The organism is Sorangiineae bacterium MSr11367 (genome assembly GCA_037157805.1).
In the GTDB taxonomy this organism is placed as follows: domain Bacteria; phylum Myxococcota_A; class Polyangia; order Polyangiales; family Polyangiaceae; genus Pendulispora; species Pendulispora rubella.
In genome coordinates this window covers 10,941,643-10,965,280 of the sequence record CP089983.1, presented here as the reverse complement: position 1 = coordinate 10,965,280, position 23,638 = coordinate 10,941,643, and the positions used below count along the sequence as shown (strand labels likewise).

Annotated in this window: 18 protein-coding genes; 11 read left to right on the top strand and 7 right to left on the bottom strand. The window is 67.1% G+C overall.

The features are described 5' to 3' along the window. Positions 1 to 52: 52 nt before the first annotated feature. The 5 genes from LVJ94_42515 to LVJ94_42495 all read left to right on the top strand — a co-directional run bounded on the left by LVJ94_42515 (position 53) and on the right by LVJ94_42495 (position 10,425). Positions 53 to 526: a hypothetical protein gene (locus LVJ94_42515; GenBank protein ID WXB03566.1), complete on the top strand. Its 474-nt coding sequence runs from the start codon at positions 53 to 55 to the stop codon at positions 524 to 526. After that, on the top strand, positions 523 to 2,889 hold the full coding sequence (locus tag LVJ94_42510) for a transglycosylase SLT domain-containing protein (GenBank protein WXB03565.1): 2,367 nt from the start codon (positions 523 to 525) through the stop codon (positions 2,887 to 2,889). The genes LVJ94_42515 and LVJ94_42510 overlap by 4 nt, the downstream gene beginning before the upstream one ends. After that, complete coding sequence (locus LVJ94_42505) at positions 2,886 to 5,951, top strand: PD-(D/E)XK nuclease family protein (protein ID WXB03564.1); 3,066 nt, start codon at positions 2,886 to 2,888, stop codon at positions 5,949 to 5,951. The genes LVJ94_42510 and LVJ94_42505 overlap by 4 nt, the downstream gene beginning before the upstream one ends. After that, positions 5,948 to 9,613: a UvrD-helicase domain-containing protein gene (locus tag LVJ94_42500; protein ID WXB03563.1), complete on the top strand. Its 3,666-nt coding sequence runs from the start codon at positions 5,948 to 5,950 to the stop codon at positions 9,611 to 9,613. Before LVJ94_42505 ends, LVJ94_42500 begins: the two co-directional genes overlap by 4 nt. Before the next feature lie 74 nt (positions 9,614 to 9,687). Then, a complete protein-coding gene (locus LVJ94_42495; GenBank protein WXB03562.1) occupies positions 9,688 to 10,425 on the top strand; it encodes an SDR family oxidoreductase in 738 nt (245 codons plus the stop codon). A 2-nt stretch (positions 10,426 to 10,427) separates the two neighbouring features. On the opposite strand, the gene radC is transcribed toward LVJ94_42495, so the two are convergent. From radC to LVJ94_42480, 3 genes are all read right to left on the bottom strand, one after another. Continuing rightward, positions 10,428 to 11,102, bottom strand: coding sequence for a DNA repair protein RadC (radC, locus tag LVJ94_42490; GenBank protein WXB03561.1), 675 nt, complete (start codon positions 11,100 to 11,102; stop codon positions 10,428 to 10,430). A 123-nt stretch (positions 11,103 to 11,225) separates the two neighbouring features. Then, positions 11,226 to 12,116 carry a hypothetical protein gene (locus LVJ94_42485; protein WXB03560.1) on the bottom strand — a complete coding sequence of 297 codons (891 nt, stop codon included), beginning with the start codon at positions 12,114 to 12,116 and terminating at the stop codon, positions 11,226 to 11,228. A gap of 164 nt (positions 12,117 to 12,280) precedes the next feature. Further along, on the bottom strand, positions 12,281 to 14,329 hold the full coding sequence (locus LVJ94_42480; GenBank protein WXB03559.1) for a hypothetical protein: 2,049 nt from the start codon (positions 14,327 to 14,329) through the stop codon (positions 12,281 to 12,283). A gap of 179 nt (positions 14,330 to 14,508) precedes the next feature. Here LVJ94_42480 and LVJ94_42475 point away from each other — a divergent pair, with 179 nt between their 5' ends. Further along, positions 14,509 to 14,952, top strand: a complete 444-nt coding sequence (locus LVJ94_42475; GenBank protein ID WXB03558.1) for a response regulator — start codon at positions 14,509 to 14,511, stop codon at positions 14,950 to 14,952. Here the strand turns inward: LVJ94_42475 and LVJ94_42470 are convergent, their stop codons facing one another. From LVJ94_42470 to arfB, 3 genes are all read right to left on the bottom strand, one after another. After that, positions 14,953 to 16,179 (bottom strand): glycerophosphodiester phosphodiesterase, encoded by a 1,227-nt coding sequence (locus tag LVJ94_42470; protein ID WXB03557.1) that lies wholly within the window; start codon positions 16,177 to 16,179, stop codon positions 14,953 to 14,955. A 111-nt stretch (positions 16,180 to 16,290) separates the two neighbouring features. Continuing rightward, positions 16,291 to 16,797: a DUF1993 domain-containing protein gene (locus LVJ94_42465; protein ID WXB03556.1), complete on the bottom strand. Its 507-nt coding sequence runs from the start codon at positions 16,795 to 16,797 to the stop codon at positions 16,291 to 16,293. A gap of 41 nt (positions 16,798 to 16,838) precedes the next feature. Continuing rightward, positions 16,839 to 17,267, bottom strand: a complete 429-nt coding sequence (gene arfB, locus LVJ94_42460) for an aminoacyl-tRNA hydrolase (GenBank protein ID WXB03555.1) — start codon at positions 17,265 to 17,267, stop codon at positions 16,839 to 16,841. Positions 17,268 to 17,323: 56 nt separating this feature from the next. On the opposite strand from arfB, the gene LVJ94_42455 reads away from it, so the two are divergent. From LVJ94_42455 to LVJ94_42435, 5 genes are all read left to right on the top strand, one after another. After that, positions 17,324 to 17,935: a class I SAM-dependent methyltransferase gene (locus tag LVJ94_42455; GenBank protein ID WXB03554.1), complete on the top strand. Its 612-nt coding sequence runs from the start codon at positions 17,324 to 17,326 to the stop codon at positions 17,933 to 17,935. Positions 17,936 to 18,015: 80 nt separating this feature from the next. Further along, complete coding sequence (locus tag LVJ94_42450) at positions 18,016 to 19,533, top strand: acyl--CoA ligase (GenBank protein WXB03553.1); 1,518 nt, start codon at positions 18,016 to 18,018, stop codon at positions 19,531 to 19,533. Continuing rightward, positions 19,533 to 20,507 carry a 2-dehydropantoate 2-reductase gene (locus LVJ94_42445; protein ID WXB03552.1) on the top strand — a complete coding sequence of 325 codons (975 nt, stop codon included), beginning with the start codon at positions 19,533 to 19,535 and terminating at the stop codon, positions 20,505 to 20,507. Before LVJ94_42450 ends, LVJ94_42445 begins: the two co-directional genes overlap by 1 nt. Before the next feature lie 67 nt (positions 20,508 to 20,574). After that, entirely contained in the window at positions 20,575 to 21,945 is a 1,371-nt protein-coding gene (locus LVJ94_42440) for a pyridoxal-dependent decarboxylase (GenBank protein ID WXB03551.1), read from the top strand. A 9-nt stretch (positions 21,946 to 21,954) separates the two neighbouring features. Further along, entirely contained in the window at positions 21,955 to 22,512 is a 558-nt protein-coding gene (locus LVJ94_42435) for an NAD(P)H-dependent oxidoreductase (protein ID WXB03550.1), read from the top strand. Between the two features lie 13 nt (positions 22,513 to 22,525). On the opposite strand, the gene LVJ94_42430 is transcribed toward LVJ94_42435, so the two are convergent. Then, positions 22,526 to 23,527: an NADP-dependent oxidoreductase gene (locus LVJ94_42430; protein WXB03549.1), complete on the bottom strand. Its 1,002-nt coding sequence runs from the start codon at positions 23,525 to 23,527 to the stop codon at positions 22,526 to 22,528. Positions 23,528 to 23,638: the final 111 nt, after the last annotated feature.

Genomic DNA, 23,638 nt, shown 5'->3' with positions numbered 1-23,638 from the left:
CAGATCCTCGAGCGTGCCATCCTAGTACGTGCGCTACACTCCGAGGGGTCCCATGCCGCGCAAGTCGTATCCCCTGGAAGTGCTTCTCGATCTGCGGAATCGCCGCGTCGAGGACGCTACGGTGGAGCTCGCTTCGGCGATTCGTGCGCGCGAATCGGCCGAGGAGCAGCGGCAGGCCTTGGAGATCACGCGGGCGCGTGCGGCCGCGGAGGCCTCGGTCGCCCGCGCGGCCGAACGCGATGCCCTTGCCCAAGGCGTGCTGCGCGCCGCGGACCTGCAGCGCGGCGGGGCATGGGAGCGGGTGGCGCGTGCGGAGCGCGAGGCGATGGATGCGAAGGTCGAGCATGCGGCGCTGGCGGAGCAAAGCGCGGCCGACGACGAGGCGCGCGCCCGCGGTGAATTGGTTCAGCGCAAGGCCGACGCCGACGTCGTCGACAAGGATCGGTCGCGTTACCTCGAGCGCGCGCGCAAGCGCATCGTAGCGATGGAAGAGGAGTGCGCGAGCGACGCATGGCGAAAGCGATGAGGCGTCTGTTGGTCAGGGCGGTGAACGCTACGCTGCTGGTGAGCTTGGCGGCGTGCGGGTCGAACAGTCGCGAGCCGGAGCCGCGTCCTTCGAGCGGCGAGGTCAAGCCCGCCGAGGCCAAGATTCCGCCGCCCGCGGTGCGTTCGCCGCGGGAAGTCCCCAAGGTGGAATCGGCCTACGACGATCCACGCCTTGCTGGCGTGCGCGATCTCGAGCGCGTCAAAGAGCACGCGCGTGCGGCGCGCATGGTCGACGATGCCCGCACGGCGAACCCGGCGGATGCCGCGTCCATCTGCGCGTGGTCGTACCTCTCCGGGCGCCTTCACACGCTCGCGGGCGAGCCGGCGGAGGCGGTGAACGCGTACGACGCGATGAAGGAGGAGTGTCCGCTCGCGCCCTATGCCAAGCTGCGCGCCGCGCAGGTGCTCGGCAAGGCGGCACGTTGGGACGAAAGCTTTCAACACGCGCACGCGGTCCCCACGTCGCTCCCCGCCTACGACGAGGCGAAAATCGCCCTCGCCGACGCGCTGGCCGGCCGCGGAGAGCGCAGTGCCGCCGCCAAATTGTGGCGCGAGATCCTCGCGGAGAATCCGAAGCTCCCGCGCTGGGTGGAGCTGTCGGTGCGCTTGGCCAACGCGATCATCGAGGGCCAAACCGAGGGGACGCCGCGCGAGGCGTACGACTTGGCGACGCGCGTGGTGATCGAGATTCCCAAAATTGCCGAAAGCTCGGGCGCGCAGTCGGCGCGTCAACGCGCGACCGCCTTGCTGCGCAAGAGCGAGCCGCAGTTCAAAGATGCCCTGAGCGAAGCGGAGTTGGTCCGGCAGATCCAGGGCTACCTCGACAACGGCGAACCTTCGCGCGGGCTCACTGCGGCGAACGCGCTCATCGCGGCTTGGGGAGTAGGCGGTCCGGGCAAGTCGGGAAGCGTGGCGTGCAAGGTCGGGTCGATGCGCGCGCAAGCCGTCGCGCGAACGAAGCAGCCCGCGGCCGACGCGTGGGGCGATGCGATCCGCATGTGCACGGGCGACGAGCAGCTCGTGAGCGCGCTCTTTCAAGGCGGCAAGGCGAGTCGCTCGGCCAATCGGACGCAGGAGGCGGTGGACCGATTCGGCAAGGTCGAGCACCAGTTTCCCAAGCACCGCCTCGCCGACGATGCGCGGCTCTTGGCGGCGCTCATCTTGGGCGAGTCGGGCGACGAATCGCGGTTCACGACCATGCTTCTCAGCCTGCCCGATGACTACCCGGATGGGGACATGGGCACGGAAGCCCTCTTCCGCGTGGCACTCCATCGCATGACGCGCGGCGATTGGGCCGGGGCGAAAGATCCTTTGGATCGCGCCATCACGCTCGATCCGCTGGACCGCGCGTGGGCGACGTCGGGCCGTGCGCCGTATTTTCGTGCGCGTGTGTCGGAAGCCAAGGGCGACGTGGAAGATGCGCGCGCGCGCTATGCGAAGATCATCGAGGACTTCCCGCTGACGTTCTACATGACGCAGGCCTACACGAGGCTCGCGTCGCTGGACGAAGGGATGGCCGCGAAAGCCTTGGAGGCGGCGCAGGCGCGTGAACCCTCCGGGTCGTTTCTCACGCACGATCATCCGGAGTTTGCCACACCCGCGTTCGATCGCGGCGTGCGCTTGCTCGAGGTGGGCGACATCGAAGGGGCCAAGAAGGAGTTCACCAAGGCGAACTTGCTGGCCGACGACGCCGAGCACGAACTGCTCTGGGTGATGGGCGACGTGTACAACCGCGGCGGTGCGCCGGAGTTGGGGCACGCCTTCACGCGGGCGAAGTTGCAGGAGCATCTCGCACACTACCCGGTGGGGACGTGGCGTTTTGCCTGGGAAGTAGCCTATCCGCGCGCGTTCGAGGCGCTGGTGAAGAAGGAGAGCGAGGCCAATGGCCTGCCGCTGTCGCTCACCTGGGGCATCATGCGCGAGGAGTCGACCTTTCTTCCCGAGGTGAAGAGCTTTGCCAATGCCTACGGGTTGATGCAGCTCGTGGTGCCGACGGCGAAGGCGCTCGCGAAGGGGACCGGTATGCCCTGGGACGAGGCGTCGCTGAAACGGCCCGACGTGAACATCGCCTTCGGGACGAAGTTGCTCGCGCAGTTGCGGACGTCGTACGCGCAGAACAAATCGCTGGCCGTGTCGGCGTACAACTCGGGGCCGGGGGCGGTGAACCGCTGGCTGGCCAAGCGAACGGCCACCGACTTCGACTTGTTCGTGGAGAATATTCCGTACGAGGAGACCCGCGGCTACATCAAGCGGGTGCTCTCGTCGCAGGCCGCGTACGCCTTTTTGTACGAGCGTTCCGCGCTGAAGGAGGTATTCGCGGTCCCCTTGCGGGTCGTTCCGTGACGACGGAGCTGCTGCTCGTCGTCCCCACGGAGCGTCACGTCGAGCGGTTGTCGCGTGAGGGGTTCGCGTGCGAAACGCGCACGGCGCTCAAGCACCGCCTCCTCCTGGCGCTCGCGCCGGACGTGACCTTGGCCTCGCCGGAGATCACGCGTCTGGCCCTGGCCGACGCACTGGCCGCGGTGGCGCCGGACGATCCGCTGCTCGGCCCCATGGCCCGCGGTGCATCGCACGTGTGGCTCAAAACGGTGGACTCGATCGACGCGGCCATCGCCACGTTGCGTGCGTCGGATACGAGCCTCGGGGCGCTGGAGCACATGGAGGCGCAGGGCGGTACCTCGAGCCGGCGCGCGCGCATGCTTCGCTCGGCGATGGTGGCGCTCGACCGTGCGCTCTCGGCGCTGGGACTCGTCGATGGTCGCTCGGCGGGGGCGGCGCTCGCGCGCGTTCTCGGGTCGATGGAGCCTGCGGCCGTGAAGGACGCGGTGGGGCACGCGCAGCTTCTGGCGCGGTGGATCGTGGCGTGGGAGCCGGCCGATCTGGCGTGGTGGCGTGCGCTCGACGGCGTGCTGCGACGGTGCGGTGGGGCCGCGGTGCTGGAGCTACCGACGTTCGAGTCCCGGCTGGATGCAACGCGCGAGCGCAATCCTCTGGAGATCGTGTTCGACGACGTGGCGCGTGCGCTCGATGGGGCGCCCGAAACGGTGGCCATCGAGCCCGTGCTCGGCGATCTGCGCCTCGACGGGACGGTGCCGGAGCCGTCGCGGCTGGAGATTCGCCAAGCCGAGAGCGCGGAAGTGCAGGCGCGTGCGGTGGCCGATGCCGTGTACGCGGAGCTTTTGCGGGGCGTGCCCATCGAGGCGATGGCCGTGGCGGTGCCGCAGCTCGATGAGCACGTGCTCGAGCCCATTCGGCGTGCGTTCGACGATTTGGGCATTCCCGTGCACGATCCGCGCGGGCCGGCGCCTACCGCGGCGGCCATCGTGGCGCGCGCGCTGGACGCGCATGCGCTGGCCTCGCGCGGGCTTCCGCGGCACGACGTGGCGCGGTTGCTTCGATCGCGGTACGTGGACGCGTCGGCGTTGACGGGGCTCGCGGATGGGCGCGCGGCGCGCACCGAGCTGCATCGGCTGGCCAATGCCCTGGAGCAGACGCCCACGGTGCGCGGGGCCGATCCCGTGGCGGAGCTCGCGGCGACGGCGGCGGGGAATCTTTCGGGGCTCGCGCGGCGGGTGGGCGACGTGCTCTGGGGCGTGGAGCGTGCGCGTACGCGCCTGGAGCACATTCGCGCGGCGCGCGAGCTGTGGCGGGCGCTCGGTTTTCCCGCGCGCGTGGGCTTCGATGCGCGCGCAACCCTGGCACGCGACGACGTGCCGGTGGGGCTTGCGCGCGCGGAGCTTCACGCGCTCGCGCGGGATGCGCACGCGTGGCGCGTGCTCACGGAGACGCTGGATCGGTACGAGGCGGCGGTGATCCGGCTGAAGGACGACGGCGTGGTGGTCACGATGGACGCCTTTCGCCACGAGTTCGTGCGGGCGCTGGAGGCCGGCGAGCCGCCGCCGGGCGCGCGCCGCATCGGGGCCCTGCGCATCGCGCGGGTGGCGGATTTAGCCGACGAGCCGCTGTCGAAGCTGGTGGTGGCGTCGGCCAACGAGGGCAGTTTGCCTCCGTCGAATGCGCACCCCGCGCTGGTGGTCGAGTCGTTCTCCGCCGCGCTTCGCGAGATCGACCCGGCGCGGGCCCCGGCGTCGCCCGCGCTCACGGCGTCGCGCGGGCTGGGGGCGCTGGCACTGGCCGTGGCGCGTGCGAAGAGTGTCGTCTTCGTCTATTGCGCGCACGACGCCGAGGGGGCGCTGCTGCAGCCCGCGCCGCTGCTCACCTGGCTCGGGCGCGGCGGGGTCAGCGAGAAAAAATGGCCTTTGGCCCCCCTGCGCGCGCACCCGCTGACGGCGCGGGAAGCGCGCCTGGTCATGCTCGCGCGCGATCCGCAGGGCGCGCGGCACGCGGTGCCCGACGCCGCTCGGCGCGCGCACATCGAGCTTTCGCGCGAGACGTTTCACGGTGCCAAATCCGCGCTGTACCGCGGGCCGCTCACGGGTGTCCTCTCGGTGGACGAGCCGCTTGCGCGCGCCATCCTCGAGGATACGGGCGGCGCGGCGCGTCCTCTGCCGGTGACCCGGCTGGAAGACTTCGCGCGCTGCGCGTTCCAAGGCTTTGCCGCGCACGTGCTCGGCGCGCGCGAAAAAGAGCCCGCGTCCGATGTGCCCGATGCGCGCCAGAGCGGCACCTTGGTGCACGAGGCCCTGGCCGCGGCCTTCGTGGCGACGTTGCCGCTCTGGCGGGAGCGACCGCGCGATGCCGACGGCATCCGTGCGCTGGCCCTCGAGGCCGCCGATCGCGTGCTGGCGCGCGAGAGGGCTGCCTCGCCGCTGCGGCGCATGGCGCTCGAGCAAACGCGCGACGATGTGCGCAAGGTCATCGACTACAGCCTCGCCGACGAGGCGTACGATTTCGTCCTGGCGGAGCAGCCGTTCGGCGATGGCCGGGACCACAGTTGGCCGGCGCTTCGATTCGGGGCCGGCGGCGATCGCACCAGCGTGGTGTCGATCCGCGGCAGCATCGATCGGGTCGACCGCTCGCCGGATTCACGGGGCATCCGCATCATCGACTACAAGCGCAGCCCGCGCACGGCGAAGGACACGCAGCGCGATGTCACCGGCTCCTCGTTCCAGGTGCCCCTCTACGCGCACATCGCGCAGGAGGTGCTCGGCGCCGCGTACGCCGACGGGATGTACCTGCCGTACCACCAGCTCGATCGCACGTACTCGGTGGCGGGCTACGCGAATGCCTGGAAGGAGGCCATGGGCGATGGTGAATCGGGCGTGATGGCGCGCACCCTCACGGTCATCGGCCACGTGCGCGAAGGCGACGTGGCGCCGCTTCCGGGCGATCCGCGTGTGTGCGATCGCTGCGCCTACGATGGCGCCTGCCGGAGGCCGCGCTTCGTGGTGAGCGAGGAGGACGAGGCCGCCGAAGGGGCCAGCAAGGCAGGGGTTGCGCGGTGATTTTCGCCTTCCGCAGGAACCTCGTGCTGGCGGCGAGCGCCGGTACGGGCAAGACGCACAGCCTCGTGGGCGTGCTGGTGCACCTGATGATGGGCGCCAGCGAACTCGGTCACAAGGAGCGCCTGCATCCGCCGGTGGACCCTTCGCGGGTGGTCGCCACGACGTTTTCGCGCAAGGCGGCCGCGGAGATCCGCACGCGCCTCGCGGGTGAGCTCGAGCGGCTTTCTCTGCGCGATCCCGGCTCGAAGTACGCGGCGGATCTTTTGCTCGCGTGCGATGCTGCGCACGTGTCGCGCTGGTCGCCCTCCGAGATGGAGGCGCGGGCCCGCCGCGCCATCGAGCGGCTGCCGCAAGCCCAAGTGGGCACCTTGCACAGCTACGCGACGACGTTGGTGCGGGCCTATGCGCTCGAGATCGGTCTGCTTCCAGACTTCGACCTGGAGGGCGAAGACGAAGCGCGTGCCCGCGCCGACGAGGCCATCGGACGCGCGCTGGCGCAGCGGGCGGAGAGCGATCCCGAGGGCGTGCGCGATCTGGTGCGCGCCAGCGGGGGCGTCGACGAGCTTTCACGCGAGGTGGCCACGGTGCTCGCACGGCTCGAGGAAGACGGGCGCGGGCCCGAGAGCCTGGCCATCGACGAGCGCGACGCCGAGAACATCGAGGCCCTGCTGCGCGAGCTTCTCGAGCACGCGGAGTACTTGGCCATTCACGAGAAGCGCGCCGACGAGGCGCGCGCGTTCATCGCGGCCTGGAACGAGCGGCGCGCGATGGGCGAGGCGCCGACGGTGGCCTGCATGGATCGGTTCATCGCCGCCACGCGCGACTTTTGCGCTATCCGCCGCACGAAGAGCGAGAAGAGCCAGGGCTTCTTCGACTTCCGCCAGGAGAAGTTGCCCGCCGGCGAGACCAATGCCGAGCGCGGCTACCGCTTGATCAAGGCGTGGGAGATGCGCCGGAACTACGCCCCGCGTGCGCGGTCGGCGCGGGAGCTCCTGGTGGCGGCGGATCGCGAAATCCAGCGTGCGCGGCGTCGTGCCGGTGCGCTCGGGTTCGGGGACATCCTTCGCGCCGCGCGCGATCTGCTGCGGGACCACCCGGCCATCGCGAAGGAGGTGGGCGAGGGGATCGACGCGCTGCTCGTGGACGAGTTCCAGGATACGTCGCGCCTGCAGCGCGAGCTCGTGCACCTCTTGTGGGAGAGCGATCCCGCTGCGCGTACGCCCGGGACCATTCCCCCCATCGATCGACTGAGGCCCGCGGGGCTCTTCGTCGTGGGCGATCGCAAGCAGTCGATTTATGGCTTCCGCGGGGCGGATGTCGCGGTGTTCGCCGAGCTCTGCGTCGGCCTTGCCGGCTGGCGTGCGCGGACGGCGCTGGGCATCGAGGCGGAGGTGAGCGAGCCGGCGGCGCCGCTCGCCGACCTGGTTCCGCTTCGCCACAACCGGCGCGGCCAGGACGAGCTCCTCACCTTTGCCAACGCCTTCAGCCGTCGGCGTTTGGTGTCGTCGGGCAAGGTTCTCTTCGAGATCAACTACGTGCCGGACACCGAGGATCTGCTCCCGCCGCCGGAGCGCGCCCCCGCGGAAGTGCCCCGGGTGCGCACGCATTGGCTTCGTCCGCCCGTGTCGCCGCGCGGGCGCACGAAGCGCCTCGACGAGGCGTTCGCCATTGCCGATCGCGTTCGCGCGTTGACCTCGGCGTCGGAGCACCGGCTCGGCGACATCGCGGTGCTCTGCCACACGAACGAAATGGTGGAAGTCATGGCCTACGCCCTGGCCTACGACGGGATCCCCTACGTCGTGGCGGGTCGCGGCTTTTTCTCGGCGCGCGAAGTGCGCGACGTGATGGCGATGCTCGCGCTCATCGTGCGTCCGCGCGAGCGTCTGGCCCTGCTCGAAGTGTTGCGCGGGCCATGGGTTTCCGCACGCGACGAGACGCTGCTCGCGCTCACCACGCCGGGGAGGGGCATGCTCTCGATGGAGGACGCGGCCTCGTGGGACTCCGGCCCGCGCCGCGCGCTCATGGCCGAGGAAGATCGCCCGCGCGTTCGCCATCTCTTCGAGGTGGTGGCGCGCTTGCGGCGCAACGTCGATCGCATCCTGCCGGGCCGGCTTTTGCGCGAGGCGGTGCGGGCGTTCGACCTGGAGGAGGTGCTCATTCAGCTTCCGCGCGGCGAGCAGCGCGTGGCCAACGTGCGCAAATTGCTCTCGATGGCCGACCGCGAGACGGATGCCGCCGTGCTCCTCGGGCGCCTCACGCGCGCCGCGGAAGGTGCGGCGGACGAGACGGAGGCGGCGACCTTCGCCGACGATGACGATGCCGTCCGCCTGCTCACCGTGCACGCGAGCAAGGGCCTCGACTTCCCCGTCGTGTTCGTCCCCGAGGTGGGCGCCGATGGTCGGCGCACGGAGGCGGGCGCGATGATCCTCGAGCCGCCGTCGGGTCATGGCCCGCCGTCGCTGACCGTGCGCCTCGCCGACGAAAGCGGCACCCGCTTCGACCCGCCATCGTTCACCCGCGCCAAGGACACGATTCGCCGGCGCGATCGCGCGGAGAAGGCTCGCCTCGCGTACGTTGCCGTCACGCGCGCGTCGCACGCGATGTACTTCGTCGGGGATCGTCGCCCGCCGAAGGACCCTTCGGAGGCCTTCCACGCCTCCATTGCGGCCGTGCTCCAGCAATTGGCCGCCGACGAATCGCTCCAGTCGATCTTCACCGCGGAGGAGCTTCCGCCGCGTTCCCCGCGCGATGCGGCGCCCGCGAGCATGCCCGTCTCGCGCCACCCCGAGCCGGATGCCGCCGTCTCGGTGCGTGAAAAAGCGTGGAACCCGCCGTGGCAGACCGTGACCATGGCCACGACGTCGCTGCAGGATTTCCACCATTGCCCGCGACGCTTTCAGCTCGTCCACGTGCTCGATCTGCCCGAGCACGATGCGCCCCCGCTTTCCGTGAGCGGCGCGGAACGCGAGACCGAGGGTGCGCCGCCCGTCGCACACATCGACGCGCGCAGCGAGGGCACGCTGATGCACCGGATCCTCGAGCGCACCTCCGAAGCGCACTTTGGCTCGGAGGCGGCAGCCCAGGACATCGACGGCTTGCTCGCGCGCGAGGGCATTCCGCCCGAGCATCCGCGCCACGCACGCCTTGCCCGCACCCTGACCCGCTTCGTGTGCGGCCCCTACGCTGCGCGCGCGGCCTCGGAAGGGGCGACGCTTCGCCGCGAGGAGCCGTTCACCCTTTCCCTCGAGGATGCGCGCGGCCGCACCGTCGCATTGCGCGGCACGATCGATTTGCTCGTGGCATGGCCGGACGGCCGCCTCGACGTCATCGACTACAAGCGTGCGCGCGCGGCCCAGGCCGAGCCCTACGCCTTTCAGCTCGATGTTTACGCCCTCGCCGCGCGTGCCATCTTCCCGTCGGCCACGCAGGTGCGCACCGGCATCGTCTTTCTCGGTGGCGACCCCTCCGAGCCCAAGTTCCGTGAGCCCGCCGCACCCGAGGCCACGCGCCGCCACCTGGTCACCTTGGCCGATCGCCTCGTCGACGCGCGGCACCGGGAGGCGTTTCCCCGCGCCCCGCTCTCGAGGTGCAAACAGATTCGCTGCGGCTACGTTTCCTTGTGCCACCCGCAAACGAAGCCGCACCAACTCGCGCTCTTCTAGAGCCGGACGAACGGCAACGTTTTCGCGATGAAATGCCATGGATCGTACGGCCCATCGGCATCACGATGGGACGCATGAACGATCCCGCAAGGAGTACCCTCGTCGATCAAACCGTCGTCATCGTGGGTGGCAGCTCGGGCGTTGGCCTGGCCATCGCACGCCTCGCGTCCCAGTCCGGTGCCAAAAAGGTGGTTCTCATTGGGCGCTCCCGCGACAAGCTCGCATCGGCTGCCACCGACGTCGGTGGCGGCAACGTGGACATCGCCCCGGCCGACATGGTGGACTCCGCCGCGTTGACCGCGGCGATTCGAAGCGCGGGCACCATCGATCATCTCGTGCTCACCGCCGTGGCGGACGAAAAGAAGCGCATCGGCGGCATCGCCGCGCTCTCCGATGCGCAGATGGAAGGGGCCATCGACAAGCTGCGCGGCTTCTTCTTCGCCGCGCGGGCGGCCGCGCCGATCCTGCGCGAGCGCGGTTCGATGATCTTCACCTCGGGGGCGTCTGCATTGAAGCCGTCGGCGCGGATGAGCATCCTCGCCGCCGTCAATGCGTCGGTCGTCACCTTGGCGCATGCGCTGGCCATCGAGCTTGCACCGGTGCGTGTGAATGCGCTCACCCCTGGGGTCGTGGACACCCCGATTCACCAAGGGGAAGAGCGTGAGGGCATTCGCCGATGGGCCGAATCGGAATTGCCCGCGCGAAGGTTCGGCCAGCCGAGCGACTTGGCCCACGCTGCGTTGTTTCTCATGACCAATCCGTACGTGACCGGCCAAAACTTGGTCGTCGACGGCGGCCTCGTCGCGCGCTGAATCTACATCGGCAAAATCCCCCGTTCGAGCAGTGATACGTGGCCGTTTCGCGCGATGACGACGTGATCGATGAGCGGGGTGCCGATGGTGTCGGCACCCGCGAGCACGGCGCGGGTGAAGTCCAAATCGTCGCCGCTTGGCGTGGGATCTCCGCTGGGATGGTTGTGCACGAGTACGAACGCACTGGCCGCTTCCCGAAGGGCGGCGCGCAGCACGTCGCGCGGGGCCACGTGCATGCCGTGCAGCCCTCCGACGGCGACCCTGCGTGCGGCCCTCAAGTTGTTTCGCCCATCGACCGCGAGAATCCATAGTTCTTCGTGCTCCAGCGCGGCGAGGCGCGGCCTTGCCCACGCTGCGACGCTGGCGCTGTCGCTCAGGCGCTCGCCCTGTGTGCTGACGGCGGCATGGGCGCATCGCTTTCCTAGTTCGATGGCCGCTGCGATGCGCGAGGCCTTGGCCATGCCGAGGCCGCGCTGATCGGCCAGTTCCCCCATGCCGGCGCGCGCCAGACCCAGAATGCCGCCCGATGTCGCGACCAACTCGCCCGCGACAGCCTGCACCGGTGCGCGCACCGTGCCCGTGCCTAGAAGGAGCGCCACCAGATCGGCATCGCCCAACGCTTCAATCCCAAGTTGCCGTGCGCGCTCGCGCGGGCCGTAGCTCGTCGTTTCGTTCATGCCCCGCCCATCGCATGGCATGTGCCGCCTCCCCGCCCGCATTTTCTGTGGGCGGCGTGCGCGCGACCCCTGTCCGGGACAGTTCGGCCCTGTCCTGGGACAGGGCGCGGGCTCACCCGGTGCTCAACGGTCGCTGCAGGTACCGATGTTCGAGTCTTGGAAGAGGGGCGCCGAGCCCACGCACTTCTCCGTGGGCGCGCAGGCGTGTGGATCGCTCTTCTTGCACAATTGGTAGCACTTGCGCTGTCCCGATTGCCCGAGGCACGCCAAACCGCGTCCGCAATGCGTTCGGCTGCAGTCTTCCCCCGCGAGGGCCGGGCCCACCGCCACGCAGCTCGTCGTGCCCTCGTTCTCGTCGACGATGGAGCAATCTTCGTCGGGGAGGCACTTGGGACTCCCCAACAATTCGCATTGGCGAACGGGCATGCAGACGGGGACGGGAACGCTGGGTTCCTTCCCGTCCTTGGTCAGCTGGATGTCGCAAAACTCCGCCTTCATATCGCAGGAGGTTCGCCCGTCGCAGCAGTAATGCCGGCAACGCCCCTGCGTGCCCGACACCACGCATTCGAAGCCCTGTGCACAGTCGGTGGCTTTGGTGCACGTTGCATTGGCTTTTCCGGCTCCCGCGGTCAAGCACGTCGTGCCCGTCGCGAGCACGTGGCACGATTTGGTTGCGGGTGGGGGCGGCGGAGGCACGCCGGCGTCCTCGGTCGAATCCGTTGGACGAGGATCCTCGTTGCAGGTGTCCGCCCGCGTACCGTCGGGGTAGCACTCGGTCGTGTCCGCGTTGCAAAGCAGGTTGCCGCGCTGACCCGATGCAGCGCCATCGCCGCCATCCGCCGCGTCGGGGAGTGCGTACGGCGGTGGCCCGAAGCTGCCCGGGTCCAAGTTGCGATCCCCAGCGTCCCCGGAGACGCTGCTTGCGGCGCAGCCCGCCGCGATGGCCGCTACGACGATGCCGACAGCGACCGCACGCCAGGCGAAGGGTCTTTCTCGCAGGGAGGGCGAAAACATGGGACGAGGGTGAAGTGAGGATTCACGGCCCGTGCCGCGAAACGGTAGTTTCTCATTCCACTCGGAAAAGGCCAGGAAATCCCGAGAGTTGTGTCACTCCGTGCCCTTCCGCTGCGCCCTTCCGACTGGCACACGCACGGTAGGGCTATGACATCTCTGTCAGATCAGCGCGATTCGAGATCGCGAACGACGAAATTGCCCGCTGCGTCATACGCGCGGACCGTCACGATGTGGGCTCCGGGCGAAACGAGGGCCGACACGTCGGTATCGACGGTTTCGTCCGCTGTATCGAACACACCATCGGCGGCACCGAGGGTGCGAAAGTCGGGTTTGCCATCCACCGCCAGTTCGACCCGGGAGATGGGGCCGAGGCCGTCGACCACCCGCACGCGCAACCGGCGTCCGGTCAGCGACAGATCCCGCACGATGGGGGGCGTGTTGTCGACCAGCACCGGGCCCGACTCCATCGCGTGCTTCTGAACCAGGTCCGGCGGATTGGCCGGCTCGTCGCTCGCCTCGATGCGTAGACGGTATTTGCCCTCGGGCAAGGCCGTCGTTTCCCATTCGTATTCGCTTTTGGTCAGCACCTCGCCGTCGCGCAGGGCATCGCGCCACAGCCCCTGGCCTTCACGCCGGAAGTTGACCCGGTAGCGGAGCGAATCGTTGTCGGGGTTGTCGACCTTCCAGGTCACCTTGAGCACGCTGTCGTGCTTCGGTGGTTCGCTGCCGCTCGAGGGGATCGCTTCTTTGCTCTCTTTGCCGGCGTTCTTCGGGCGGGCGTCCACCTCCAGCACGACGGGGCGCACGTTGTCGGTCACGAAGGGCAGCATCACCTCGGAGAGCACCGCCTTCGGATCGCGTGACCAGCGCGCGCGCACTTGAATGAATCGCGCGGATGGACTGGTGACCGTGACCGGCGCCGACGATCCCGCGCTCCACGCACTCCAGGTTGCATCGGGGGCTCCCGTGTTGCCGGTGCGCGTGGAGAACTCGAGCGCGCCCGTGGCATGCCACGACAGATGACCAAACTTCGCGCGCAGTCCGGCGTCGAGCACGCGGCTGGTCCACACCGCTTCGCTCCCGCCTTGCGCCACCACCCGATGCACCGTGGCCGCGTCCGACCCGGCGAGGTAAATCGATCGACCGAAGGTCAGCGCGCCGATCTGGCGATCGTCCGTGTCGGCCACCAAGGTGACCGTGTGCGCGTCATCCACCGTGTACACGCGGCCTTCCGCGCCCGTCCCGACGTAAGGGCGACCCTCGGTGTCCGCCGCGAGCGACATGTAGTGGAACTCGCCGTGCGACATCATCTTTTCCGGGCGCCCCGCGGCATCGAAACGCCAGAGAGCGCCCTTGCCCGGTCGAATTGGCTTGGCCGTGGACGGCTGCGCAGGAAAGCGTGCGCCGGCCGGGGCTCGTTTCGGCGGCTCCGGCGGCTCGCCGTAGTCGTTGGCGATCGCGTACACGACGCCGCGTTTCACGGCGACGATGCCCTTCACCTCTTCGCCGGGAAAGTCGTAGAGCACCGTCGCCCGGCCGGGGCCGGCGATTTTGTAGAGCAGCCCCTTGCCGCTCGAGCCCGCGTAGAGTTCACCGCCTTCGCCGATGGCGAGGGACACGAGGTGGGGCTCGTCGCTGCGGAAGTACACGGAGTGCGAACCGGAGGGCTCGATGCGGTAGACCCGACCTTCGGGGCCGGTCGCGGCGAAGATGGCGCCCTTGCCGTCGGATGCGAGGGCCCACACGTGGCTCGTGTTGGGCAAAGTCACCCAGGGCTCGGCCTTGCCTTGCGACAGTTTGAAGATCTTTCCATCGGGCATGCTCGCGGCATAGATGACGCCACGCACCTCGATCATGCTGGTGACGGCCAGCGCACCCGTATCCGCGAAGAGCGCGGCGCGATCGCCCACGACCTTGAAGACTTTGCCGGAAGGGCCGGTGCCCACGAGCACGCTGCCATCCGCGAGTGCGAGCGCTGAGAAGGACGATGAGGCGTCGGTGAGCGGGACGTTGCCCACGCTGAAGCCGGCGCGCACGCCGCCGTCGGAGCTCACCGCGACACCTTTCAGATCTCCACCGGAGAATTCCTCCAGCGAATCGAGGTCGAAGGTGCGCGTGCCGACCGCGAGGGCGTCACTGGCGGCAAAGACACAAGATAACGCGAGGAGGCATCCGCCGCCGGCCCTCGCCATGCATGCTGCCCGTGTGAGCATGCTCTGGAATCTACACCGACCTACGCGCAAAGGACGATATCTCAAGCGCACCTGCACGCGAACGGCCCTGGATGTCTGCGCACCATGTGGTAGGCTTCTCCTCTTACCCTTGACCTGGCGACGTGCCCCATCCATCGTTGGGAGCTGACCCGGGGAGGGATGCCGGGCGGAGCTGCATCATGTCACCCACCGCACCGCTGCTGTTGATCGTCGACGACTCCCAAGACAACCGGGAGATGTACGTCGAGTACCTCTCGAGCTACGGCTACCGCATCGCCGAGGCCGAGAACGGTCAGGCAGCCCTCGACGTGGCCTTCGAGGTCTCCCCGTCGCTGGTGGTGATGGACCTGACGCTCCCCATCATCGATGGCTGGGAGGCCACGCGTCGCCTGCGCGCCGATCCGCGCACGGCCTCCGTTCCCATCATCGCCCTCACCGGCCACACGCACGACCGCCACGCGCGCAGCGCCCGCGAGGCCGGCTGCAACTCGTTTTTGCTGAAGCCGTGCCTACCCGAGGATCTTCTGCGCGAGGTCCAGCGCCTTTTGCCCGACTACATCGGCGAGCCGGAGGACCTCAGCGTCATCCGTGAGTCGATGGCCAATCTCCGAAGCGGTGGTTGATCAGCGGCCGTAGACCTGGCGGCGTGTGGCGACGGCGGTGTCGGAGAAGTCGCTGAACAGGCCGTCGATGCCGAGGGCGAAGAACGCGCGGTACTCGGCCGGCGCGTCGCCGCGGGCTTGGATGTAGATGGAGGCATCGGGGCCAGCATCGGGCGAACCCATGCGAAAATCCGCCGGAAGGAACGGGTTCTCGTTGCGGAAGGTGAAGGGGTGCACGATGAGGCCCGCTTTGTGCGCGTCGGCCACCACCGTGGTGGGGGCCAAGAGTTTGTCGTTCGCGTCGCGCGGAATGAGGAAGCTCTTGTTCGGCCCGATGCCTTGCGCATACGTGGCAATGAAGGCGAGGCCCTCGGGCTTCACCAAGTCGGCGTAGGTACGCGGGTCATTGCTCACCACGAAGTCGTACGGCTTGCCTCCCGCGTCGAGCAGCTGCACGCGCTTCAAGTTGGTTAGGTCCTTGAGGCGCTGCAAGCTTTGCGGCTCGAATGATTGCAGGTACACGGGATCGCTTGCCTCGTGCCAACCGGCGTCGCGAAGCAACTGTGCGACCTTTTCCTCGAGGGGAAGACCGATGCCGCGGAAATACGTCGGGTGCTTCGTCTCCGGATAGATGCCGACGCCACGCCTTTTGGCGAGGTCGACGACCTCCTGCAAGGTGGGGATTTCGTAGAGGCCATCGAACGCCGTATTGGCGGGGCGGTTGCCCGGCAGACGTTCGCGGGCGCGCAATGTCTTCAGCTCGGCGAGGGTGAAATCTTCCGTCCACCACCCTTCGGTTTCTTTGCCGCCGTCGATGCTCTTCGCCTTTTTGCGGTCGGCGAATTCCGGATGCGAGGCGACGTCGGTCGTTCCGCTAATTTCGTTTTCGTGCCGTACGACTAGAACGCCGTCTTTGGTCGAGACGACGTCGGGCTCGATGAAGTCCGCGCCCATGGCGATGGCGAGTTCGTAGGACGCAATCGTGTGCTCGGGCCGATAGCCCGATGCGCCGCGGTGGCCCACGATCACGGGGTAAATGCCGCCGTCTGCGGTGGTGGCCGAATCTTGCCCGGAATCCGCGGTGGCCGAATCCGGCGTGGCCGAATCGCCGGTGGCCGAATCCGGCCCAGCATCGTCTTGCGGGGTAAGCACCGGCTCCGAACAATGCACCATCACCAGCGATGTAGCAGACAACCCGACGAACAAGAGGCACGAGGCGAATAGCGAGTGACGACGGCTAATGCGCATGGTGCCTCTTTTAGGTCATCCCCCGCCACGACGGCGAGAGAAATTATGTGACATAGCCGTGACGTAAAACTACACGACCGGTCGCGTCCAGGTTCGCGGTCGCGCGGCGGGTCAGACGAGGGTGATCGACCCGAGAAAGTCCTTCTTCCCGAGGTTCACTCCATTGTGCCGCAAGATGGCGTAGGCCGTGGTGACGTGGAAATAGAAATTAGGATACGTCAATTCGATGATGTAATTGTTGCCCGATATCCGTTTACCTTCGAAGAACGGTAGTGTGATGAACTCATCGTCTTTACCGGCGAAGTCGGCGGGTGAAAACGTATCGAGGTATTCGCTCACCGTGCGGATCCGCGCGCGCAGCTCGTCGATGGTCTGTTCCGTGTCGGCGTGCTTCGGCGGCTCCTTGCCGGTGACGCGCGCGGCTCCGAACTTCGCCTGATCACATGCGGCTTGCACTTGGCGGGCGAGCGGGAACTGATCGGGCGCGAGGCGCGCCGTCACCAGCGTGTTCGGGTCGAACTTTTTCGTCTCCGCGTGCGCGACCGCCGCCTGCAGCCATCGATCGAGGTTGGACAGCATTTTTTTGAACTGCGGAACCGTGGCTTCGTAAAGGGACATGGTGTGCTCCGTTTAGGATCGCACCGCCCCGTCCGGCAAGGTCATGACGCGTCGCTTCCGTGACGGTCGCGCTTTTTCGCGCCCTGCTTCCTCTTGTCATCCACGCGCCGGGCCTTCGCGCCCTTCGACGGCTTCGTCGGGCGACGCTTCTTGGGCACCACGAGCGCCTGCGCTACGAGTTCGCGCAGCTTGTCGCGCGCGTCCTCCAAATTTTGCTGCCGATCGCGGGTGCGCTCGCTCCGGATCAGGATGCGACCTTCGGCGTCCAGGTACCCCTTTGCGAGAAGACGCAATCGATTTTTCACGGCGAGCCCGAGTGCGGCGGTGCCCTCGAGATCGAACCGCAGTTCCACCCGCGAGGAGACCTTGTTCACGTTCTGACCGCCAGGCCCCGACGAGCGCGTGGCGGTCCACGTGAGATCCGTGCCCGGAATCACGAGTTCGCCGACGGGAAGAGCTTCGGAGGCCATGCGGACCTACATACCATCGCGCGCCCGCGGTCTGCGCGATATGTTGAGCGCAAACGATGCCAATCGACATCAGCCTTCGAACCTTGGCCTATTACGATGCGAACGCCGACGGCTTTTGGGCCGGCACCCGCGATCACGATGTATCGCAGAACATCGAGGCGCTCGTTTCGGCCATCCATGCGACACCGCCGCTGTCCATTCTCGACTTCGGTTGCGGACCCGGTCGCGACCTCAAAGCATTGAAGGACGCGGGGCACGTGCCCATTGGCCTCGAGGGGTCGGCGCGCTTCGCGGAGATGGCGCGGGAATACAGCGGGTGCGAAGTCTGGCAGCAGGACTTCCTCGAGCTATCTCTTCCGCACGCGTTCTTCGATGGCATCTTTGCCAATGCATCTCTCTTTCACGTTCCCAGTATGCACTTACCGCGTGTCATCGGTGAGCTCGGCGCTGCGTTGAAACCGGGCGGAGTCTTCTTTTGCTCCAACCCGCGCGGTGATGGCGAAGAAGGCTTTTCCGGCGAGCGTTATGGATGCTTTTTCGATCATGAACGCTGGCTCTCATTTTTTACTGCGCAGGGCTTTGACGAAGTAACGCATTACTACCGGCCGACCGGAAAACCTCGTGCGGAACAACGCTGGTTGGCTCTGGTGCTCCGCAAGCATCATTAGATTACAGCTCAGTCAGATCGTATCGTGTGCCGAGAATATCCAGTGCGCAGAACGACGTCGTAGTCGATACTGGTCTTCCCATGACGACGCTCTACGAATTGCTCGCTGGAGAAGACAATCACCCTGCGCTGCTCGCCCCCGGCAAACCGCCGGTGACCTACGGCCAATTGCGCGAAAACGTGCTGAAGCTCGCCGCCCAATTGAATCAATTCGGATTTGGCCGCGGCGATCGTATCGCCATTGCCATGATCAATGGGCCCGAACTCATAACCGCATTTCTCGCTGCAGCCACGGCCGGCACGTCCGCCCCGCTGAATCCGAAATACAAACAAGAAGAATTCGCGTTTTATTACGAAGACACGGCGGCAAAAGCACTCATCACTTCGCCGGAAGGGATCCCTGCTGCCATTGCCGCCGCACTTCCCACGATGACGCTGCTCACCGTGGAGGCCGATGCGCAAGGGCGCTGCTCTCTGGAGCGTGCCGCCGGGCAGGCGCGGTCGGCGACGTACGCGCCCAAGCCGGTCGAGTTGTCTCTCGAAGACGACGTGGCGATGATCCTCCACACCAGCGGCACCACCAGCCGTCCCAAGCGCGTGCCCCTGCGCCATCGCAACTTGTTTGCGTCGGCGGGGAACATCCGCGGTACGTACAGCCTCTCGTCGGCGGACATCACGTTGTGCGTGATGCCGCTATTTCATATTCACGGCATCGTCGGATCCATGTTGTCCACGCTCTCGTCGGGTGGCACGGTGGTCTGTCCGGCGGGGTTCAATGCCATGGAGTTCCTCTCGCTGTTCGAAACGTACTCCCCCACGTGGTACTCGGCGGTGCCGACGATGCACCAGATGGTGCTGGCGCGCCTTTCGAAGCATGCCGACGTCGTTCGAAAGAAGCCGCTGCGCTTCATTCGATCGAGCAGCGCGCCGATGCCCGGCGTGGTGCGCGAACGGCTCGAGGAGCTTTTCCAGGCTCCGCAACTCGATTCGTACGGCATGACCGAGGCGAGCCATCAGATGGCCTCCAATCCACTGCCGCCCCGGGAGCGCAAGGGCGGGAGCGTGGGCATCGGCTTCGGCGTCGAGGTGCGCATCATGGACGACGTCGGCAATTTGCTGAAGCCCGGCGAAATTGGCGAGGTGGTGGTGCGCGGACCCAACGTGGTCGACGGCTACGAGAACAACCCGGAGGCCAATGCCGCCGCCTACACCAATGGGTGGTTTCGCACCGGCGACCAAGGTGTGCAGGACGCGGAGGGGTACCTCTCCCTCACCGGGCGCATCAAGGAATTGATCAACCGCGGTGGTGAGAAGGTCTCGCCGCTCGAGATCGACGACGTGCTCCTGCGCCACCCCGCGGTGGCCGAGGCGCTCGCGTTTGCCGTGCCGCACAAGATGCTCGGCGAGGAGATCCACGCGGCCGTGGTCCTCAAGGGCGAATGCGAGAGTGCGGAGCTGCGCGCGCATTGTGCCGCGGCACTTGCAGAGTACAAGGTTCCCAAGAAGTTCCACGTGCTCACGGAGATCCCGCGCGGCGCTACGGGCAAGCTGCAACGGATCAACATGGCGAAGTTCCTTCAAGTAGGCAGCGAGGACTAATGCGCATTTGCATCGTAGGTGCTGGAGCGATCGGCGGTTTTCTCGGCGCGCGTTTGGCGCTCGCGGGGCAGGACGTCACGCTCATCGCGCGCGGGGCGCATCTTGCGGCGATCCGCGAGCACGGGCTCAAGCTCATCGAAATCGACGGGCGCGAGTCGGTGGTCAAAACGCGCGCGACCTCGGAGTTCGAGGAGGCGGGACCGCAAGACGTGGTCATCGTGGCGCTGAAGGCGGGTAGCTTGCCGGCCATCGCGCCGCGCCTTCGGGCGCTCTACCATGCGGAGACGAGTGTCATCACGGCGCAAAACGGATTTCCGTGGTGGTACTTTCACAAGTTGCCAGGGCCCTTCGAAAACCGCCGCGTCGAATTGGTGGATCCCGGCGGCGTCATCGAGGAACACATCGAGCCGCGTCGGGTCATCGGCTGCATCGTCTACCCCGCGGCGGATATCGACACCCCCGGTGTCATCCGCCACGTGGAAGGCGAGCGCTTCTCGCTCGGCGAACTCGATGGGGAAAAGACGGAGCGCGTCCGCATCCTGCGCGAGGCGCTCGAGGCTGGAGGGATGAAGGCGAAGATCACGCCGCGCATCCGTTGGGAAACGTGGGTCAAGCTGTGGGGCAACCTCGCGTTCAACCCCATTTCGGCGCTCACGCGCTCCACGCTGGAAGATATATGCCGATATCCGCTCACGCGGCAATTGGCGCGCACCATGATGGAGGAAGCCAAGGCGGTGGCCGAGCGATTGGGCATCGACTTTGGCATCAAGATCGAACAACGCATCGACGGTGCGGAAAAGGTGGGGCAGCACAAAACGTCCATGCTTCAAGACATCGAACGCGGCCGGCCCACCGAGGTCGATGCCATGGTCGGTGCCGTGGCCGAGCTGGGGCGTTGGATGGACATTCCCACCCCGTCCATCGACGCGGTGTATGCCGCGGTCAAGCTGCTCGAGCAGCGCACGACGCTGTGAACTGTACCGATCGAACCGACTCAAAGTGTATCTACCCGTCGCTTGGCGGTGACTCCACGTTGGAAGAATGATCGGTGAGCGACTCGACGAAATCCTGAATAAAGCGCGCGATGGGGCGCAGGCCTTTTTGAAGTCGGTGGCCGATCGCCCCGTGGCAGCGCCTCGCGAAGCCTTGCCGGCGGTGCAGTTTCCTGCGTTGCCCGACCGAGGGTGGGGCGCCCAGCGCGCGCTCGAGCACTTTCGCGCGAACCTCGAGCCGTTGCTCTCCGGCTCGGCGGGGCCGCGTTACCTCGGGTTCGTCACGGGGGGCTCGACCCCGGCGGCGCTCGCGGGCGATTGGCTCGCGGCGGCCTACGACCAGAATGTCTCCAGCGACGGCGACTCCATTGCGACCGGCGTCGAACGGCACACCCTTGCGATGCTCCGCGCGCTGTTTGGCGTGCCCGATTCGTTCGAGGGCGCCTTCGTCAGTGGCGCCACGCAAGCCAATGTGGTGGCGCTCGCCACGGCCAGGCAGTGGGCGTATGCGCGCCTCGGCATCGACGTCTCCGAGGTGGGGCTCACGGGTGCGCCGCCCATTTCGGTTCTTGCCGGCGCGCCGCACGCGAGCATCGACAAAGCGCTCTCCATCCTCGGCATGGGGCGGAGGTGCATCGAGCGCATGGCCCTCGTCGAGGGGCGTGCGGCCATGGATCCGGCGGCCCTCGATGCGCATTTGCGTGGGCGGCCCGCGGCCGCACCGTGCATCGTCTCGGCGAGCGCGGGGGAGGTGAACACCGGCGATTTCGACGACCTGCGCGCCGTCGCCGAGGTGGCCAAACGGCATGGTGCGTGGCTCCACGTCGACGGTGCCTTCGGCCTTTTCGCGGCGGCCGATCCCGCCTACGCGCACCTCGTGGACGGGCTCGAGCTGGCCGACTCCATCGCCTCCGACGCGCACAAATGGCTCAATGTGCCGTACGATTCGGGCTTCGTGTTCACGCGCCACCTGAGCGACCAGGAGCGCGTCTTTCGCGCTGCGGGCGCGTACCTGGGCGCCGGGCCCGATCTCTTGCACCGCACCCCGGAGAACTCGCGCCGCTTTCGCGCGCTTCCCGCGTGGATGACCTTGATGGCCTACGGCCGCGAAGGTTACCGCGACCTGGTGCATCGCTGCTGCGAGCACGCCCGCCGGCTCGGCGACCACCTCCGCGCGTCGCGCTCCTACGAGCTTCTCGCCGACGTGCACCTGAACATCGTGTGTTTCGCGCCACGATCGCGGGACGTGCGCGAGCGCGATCGCGTGCTCGAGGCCATTCACGCGGGCGGCCGCGCGTTTTTCACGCCGACCGTGTACGGGGGCCGTCCGGCCATCCGAGCCGCATTCTCCAATTGGTCCACCACGACCGAGGATGTCGCCATCGTGGCCCGTGCCCTCGACGAAGTGGGTGCGCTATGATGCCACGCCATGAGCTCTACGTTTCGCGTATTGGGAATTGCCGGTAGCCTTCGCAAACAATCCTTCAATCGCGCCCTCCTTCGCACAGCCATCGAACTCGCGCCGTCGTCGCTCACCTTCGAGACCGCGGAGTGGGGAGACATTCCGCTTTACGACGCCGACGTCGAGGCTGCGGGGCGGCCGGAGTCCGTTCTGAGGCTGCGCGCGCAGATTGCCGCGGCCGATGCGCTCCTCATTGCCACCCCGGAGTACAATTACTCGATTCCCGGCGGCCTCAAGAACGCCATCGATTGGGCGTCACGCCCGCCGGAGCAGCCGTTCCACGGCAAGCCGCTGGGCCTCATCGGCGCAAGCGGTGGTGACGGCGGCACGATGCGCTCGCAGTACCACTGGCGCCAGGTTGCCGTGTTCTTGAACCTGCAGACGCTGAACAAGCCCGAAATCTTCGTCCGCCGCGGGGCAGACAAGTTCGACGCCGCTGGCAACCTGACCGACGAGGCGACCCGCAAGGCGCTGACGCAGTATCTGCAATCGTTCGCCGAGTGGATCGCCTTCCACAAGAAATGACGATGGGACGAGGTTAGACCTCGAGAACCAGCTTCCCCGTGTTCTCGCCCCGGAACAATTTGAGCAAGGACTCCGGGAACGTATCCAATCCTTTGACGATTTGCTCGCGCGACTTCAGCTTGCCGGCGGCCACCCAGCCGGCGAGCTCGCGCCCGGCCTCGCCATAGCGGGCGGCATAGTCGAAGACCACGAAGCCTTCCATCCTCGCCCGATTGACCAACAGCGAGAGATAGTTCGCCGGACCCTTCATGCCTTCCGAAGAGTTGTATTGAGAAATGGCGCCGCAGACGACCACGCGGGCGTTGCGCGCAAGTCTTGAAAGCGCGGCGTCCAGAATATCGCCGCCCACGTTGTCGAAATAGACGTTGATGCCGTCGGGCGCGTGGACCTTCAATCCCGCTTTGACGTCTTGATTCTTGTAGTCGATGGCCGCATCGAACCCGAGCTCTTTGACGAGGTAATCGCATTTCTCGGCGCCGCCCGCGATTCCGACCGCGCGGCATCCTTTGATCTTGGCGATCTGCCCCACGACCATGCCCGTGGCCCCGGCGGCGCCGGAGACCACCACGGTGTCGCCCGCCTTGGCCTGCCCCACGTCGAGGAGGCCGAAATACGCGGTCAACCCGGTCATGCCGAGGACACTCAGGTACACGGGAAGGTGGGCCGCCTTCGGGTCGACCTTCTGCAGGCCTTTCACGGGAAGCGTCGCATACTCTTGCACGCCAAAGAGGCCGGTGACGAAATCGCCAACTTGGAACTTCGCGTCTTTGGACGCGATCACCTCGCCAATGCCGAGTGCGCGCATGGTCTCGCCGAGGCCGACGGGGGGAACGTACGACTTCCCTTCGTTCATCCAGCCGCGCATCGCCGGATCGAGCGAGAGGTAACGCACTTTGACGGTGACCTCACCCTCGGCCGGATCGGCGACGGGCGCCTCGCTGTACGTGAAATCACTGCGCTTGACCAGGCCGACCGGGCGGGAAGTAAGTTGGAATCGATGATTGACGAGTGCCATGGCGCCGCAACGTAGAAACGAAGCCGCACGACGTCCATGGTGAACCGAGCGCCAACTGAGAAATCGATAGCAGATGAGGCCTACGAGGGCCGTAAGACCCGAGTGAATACG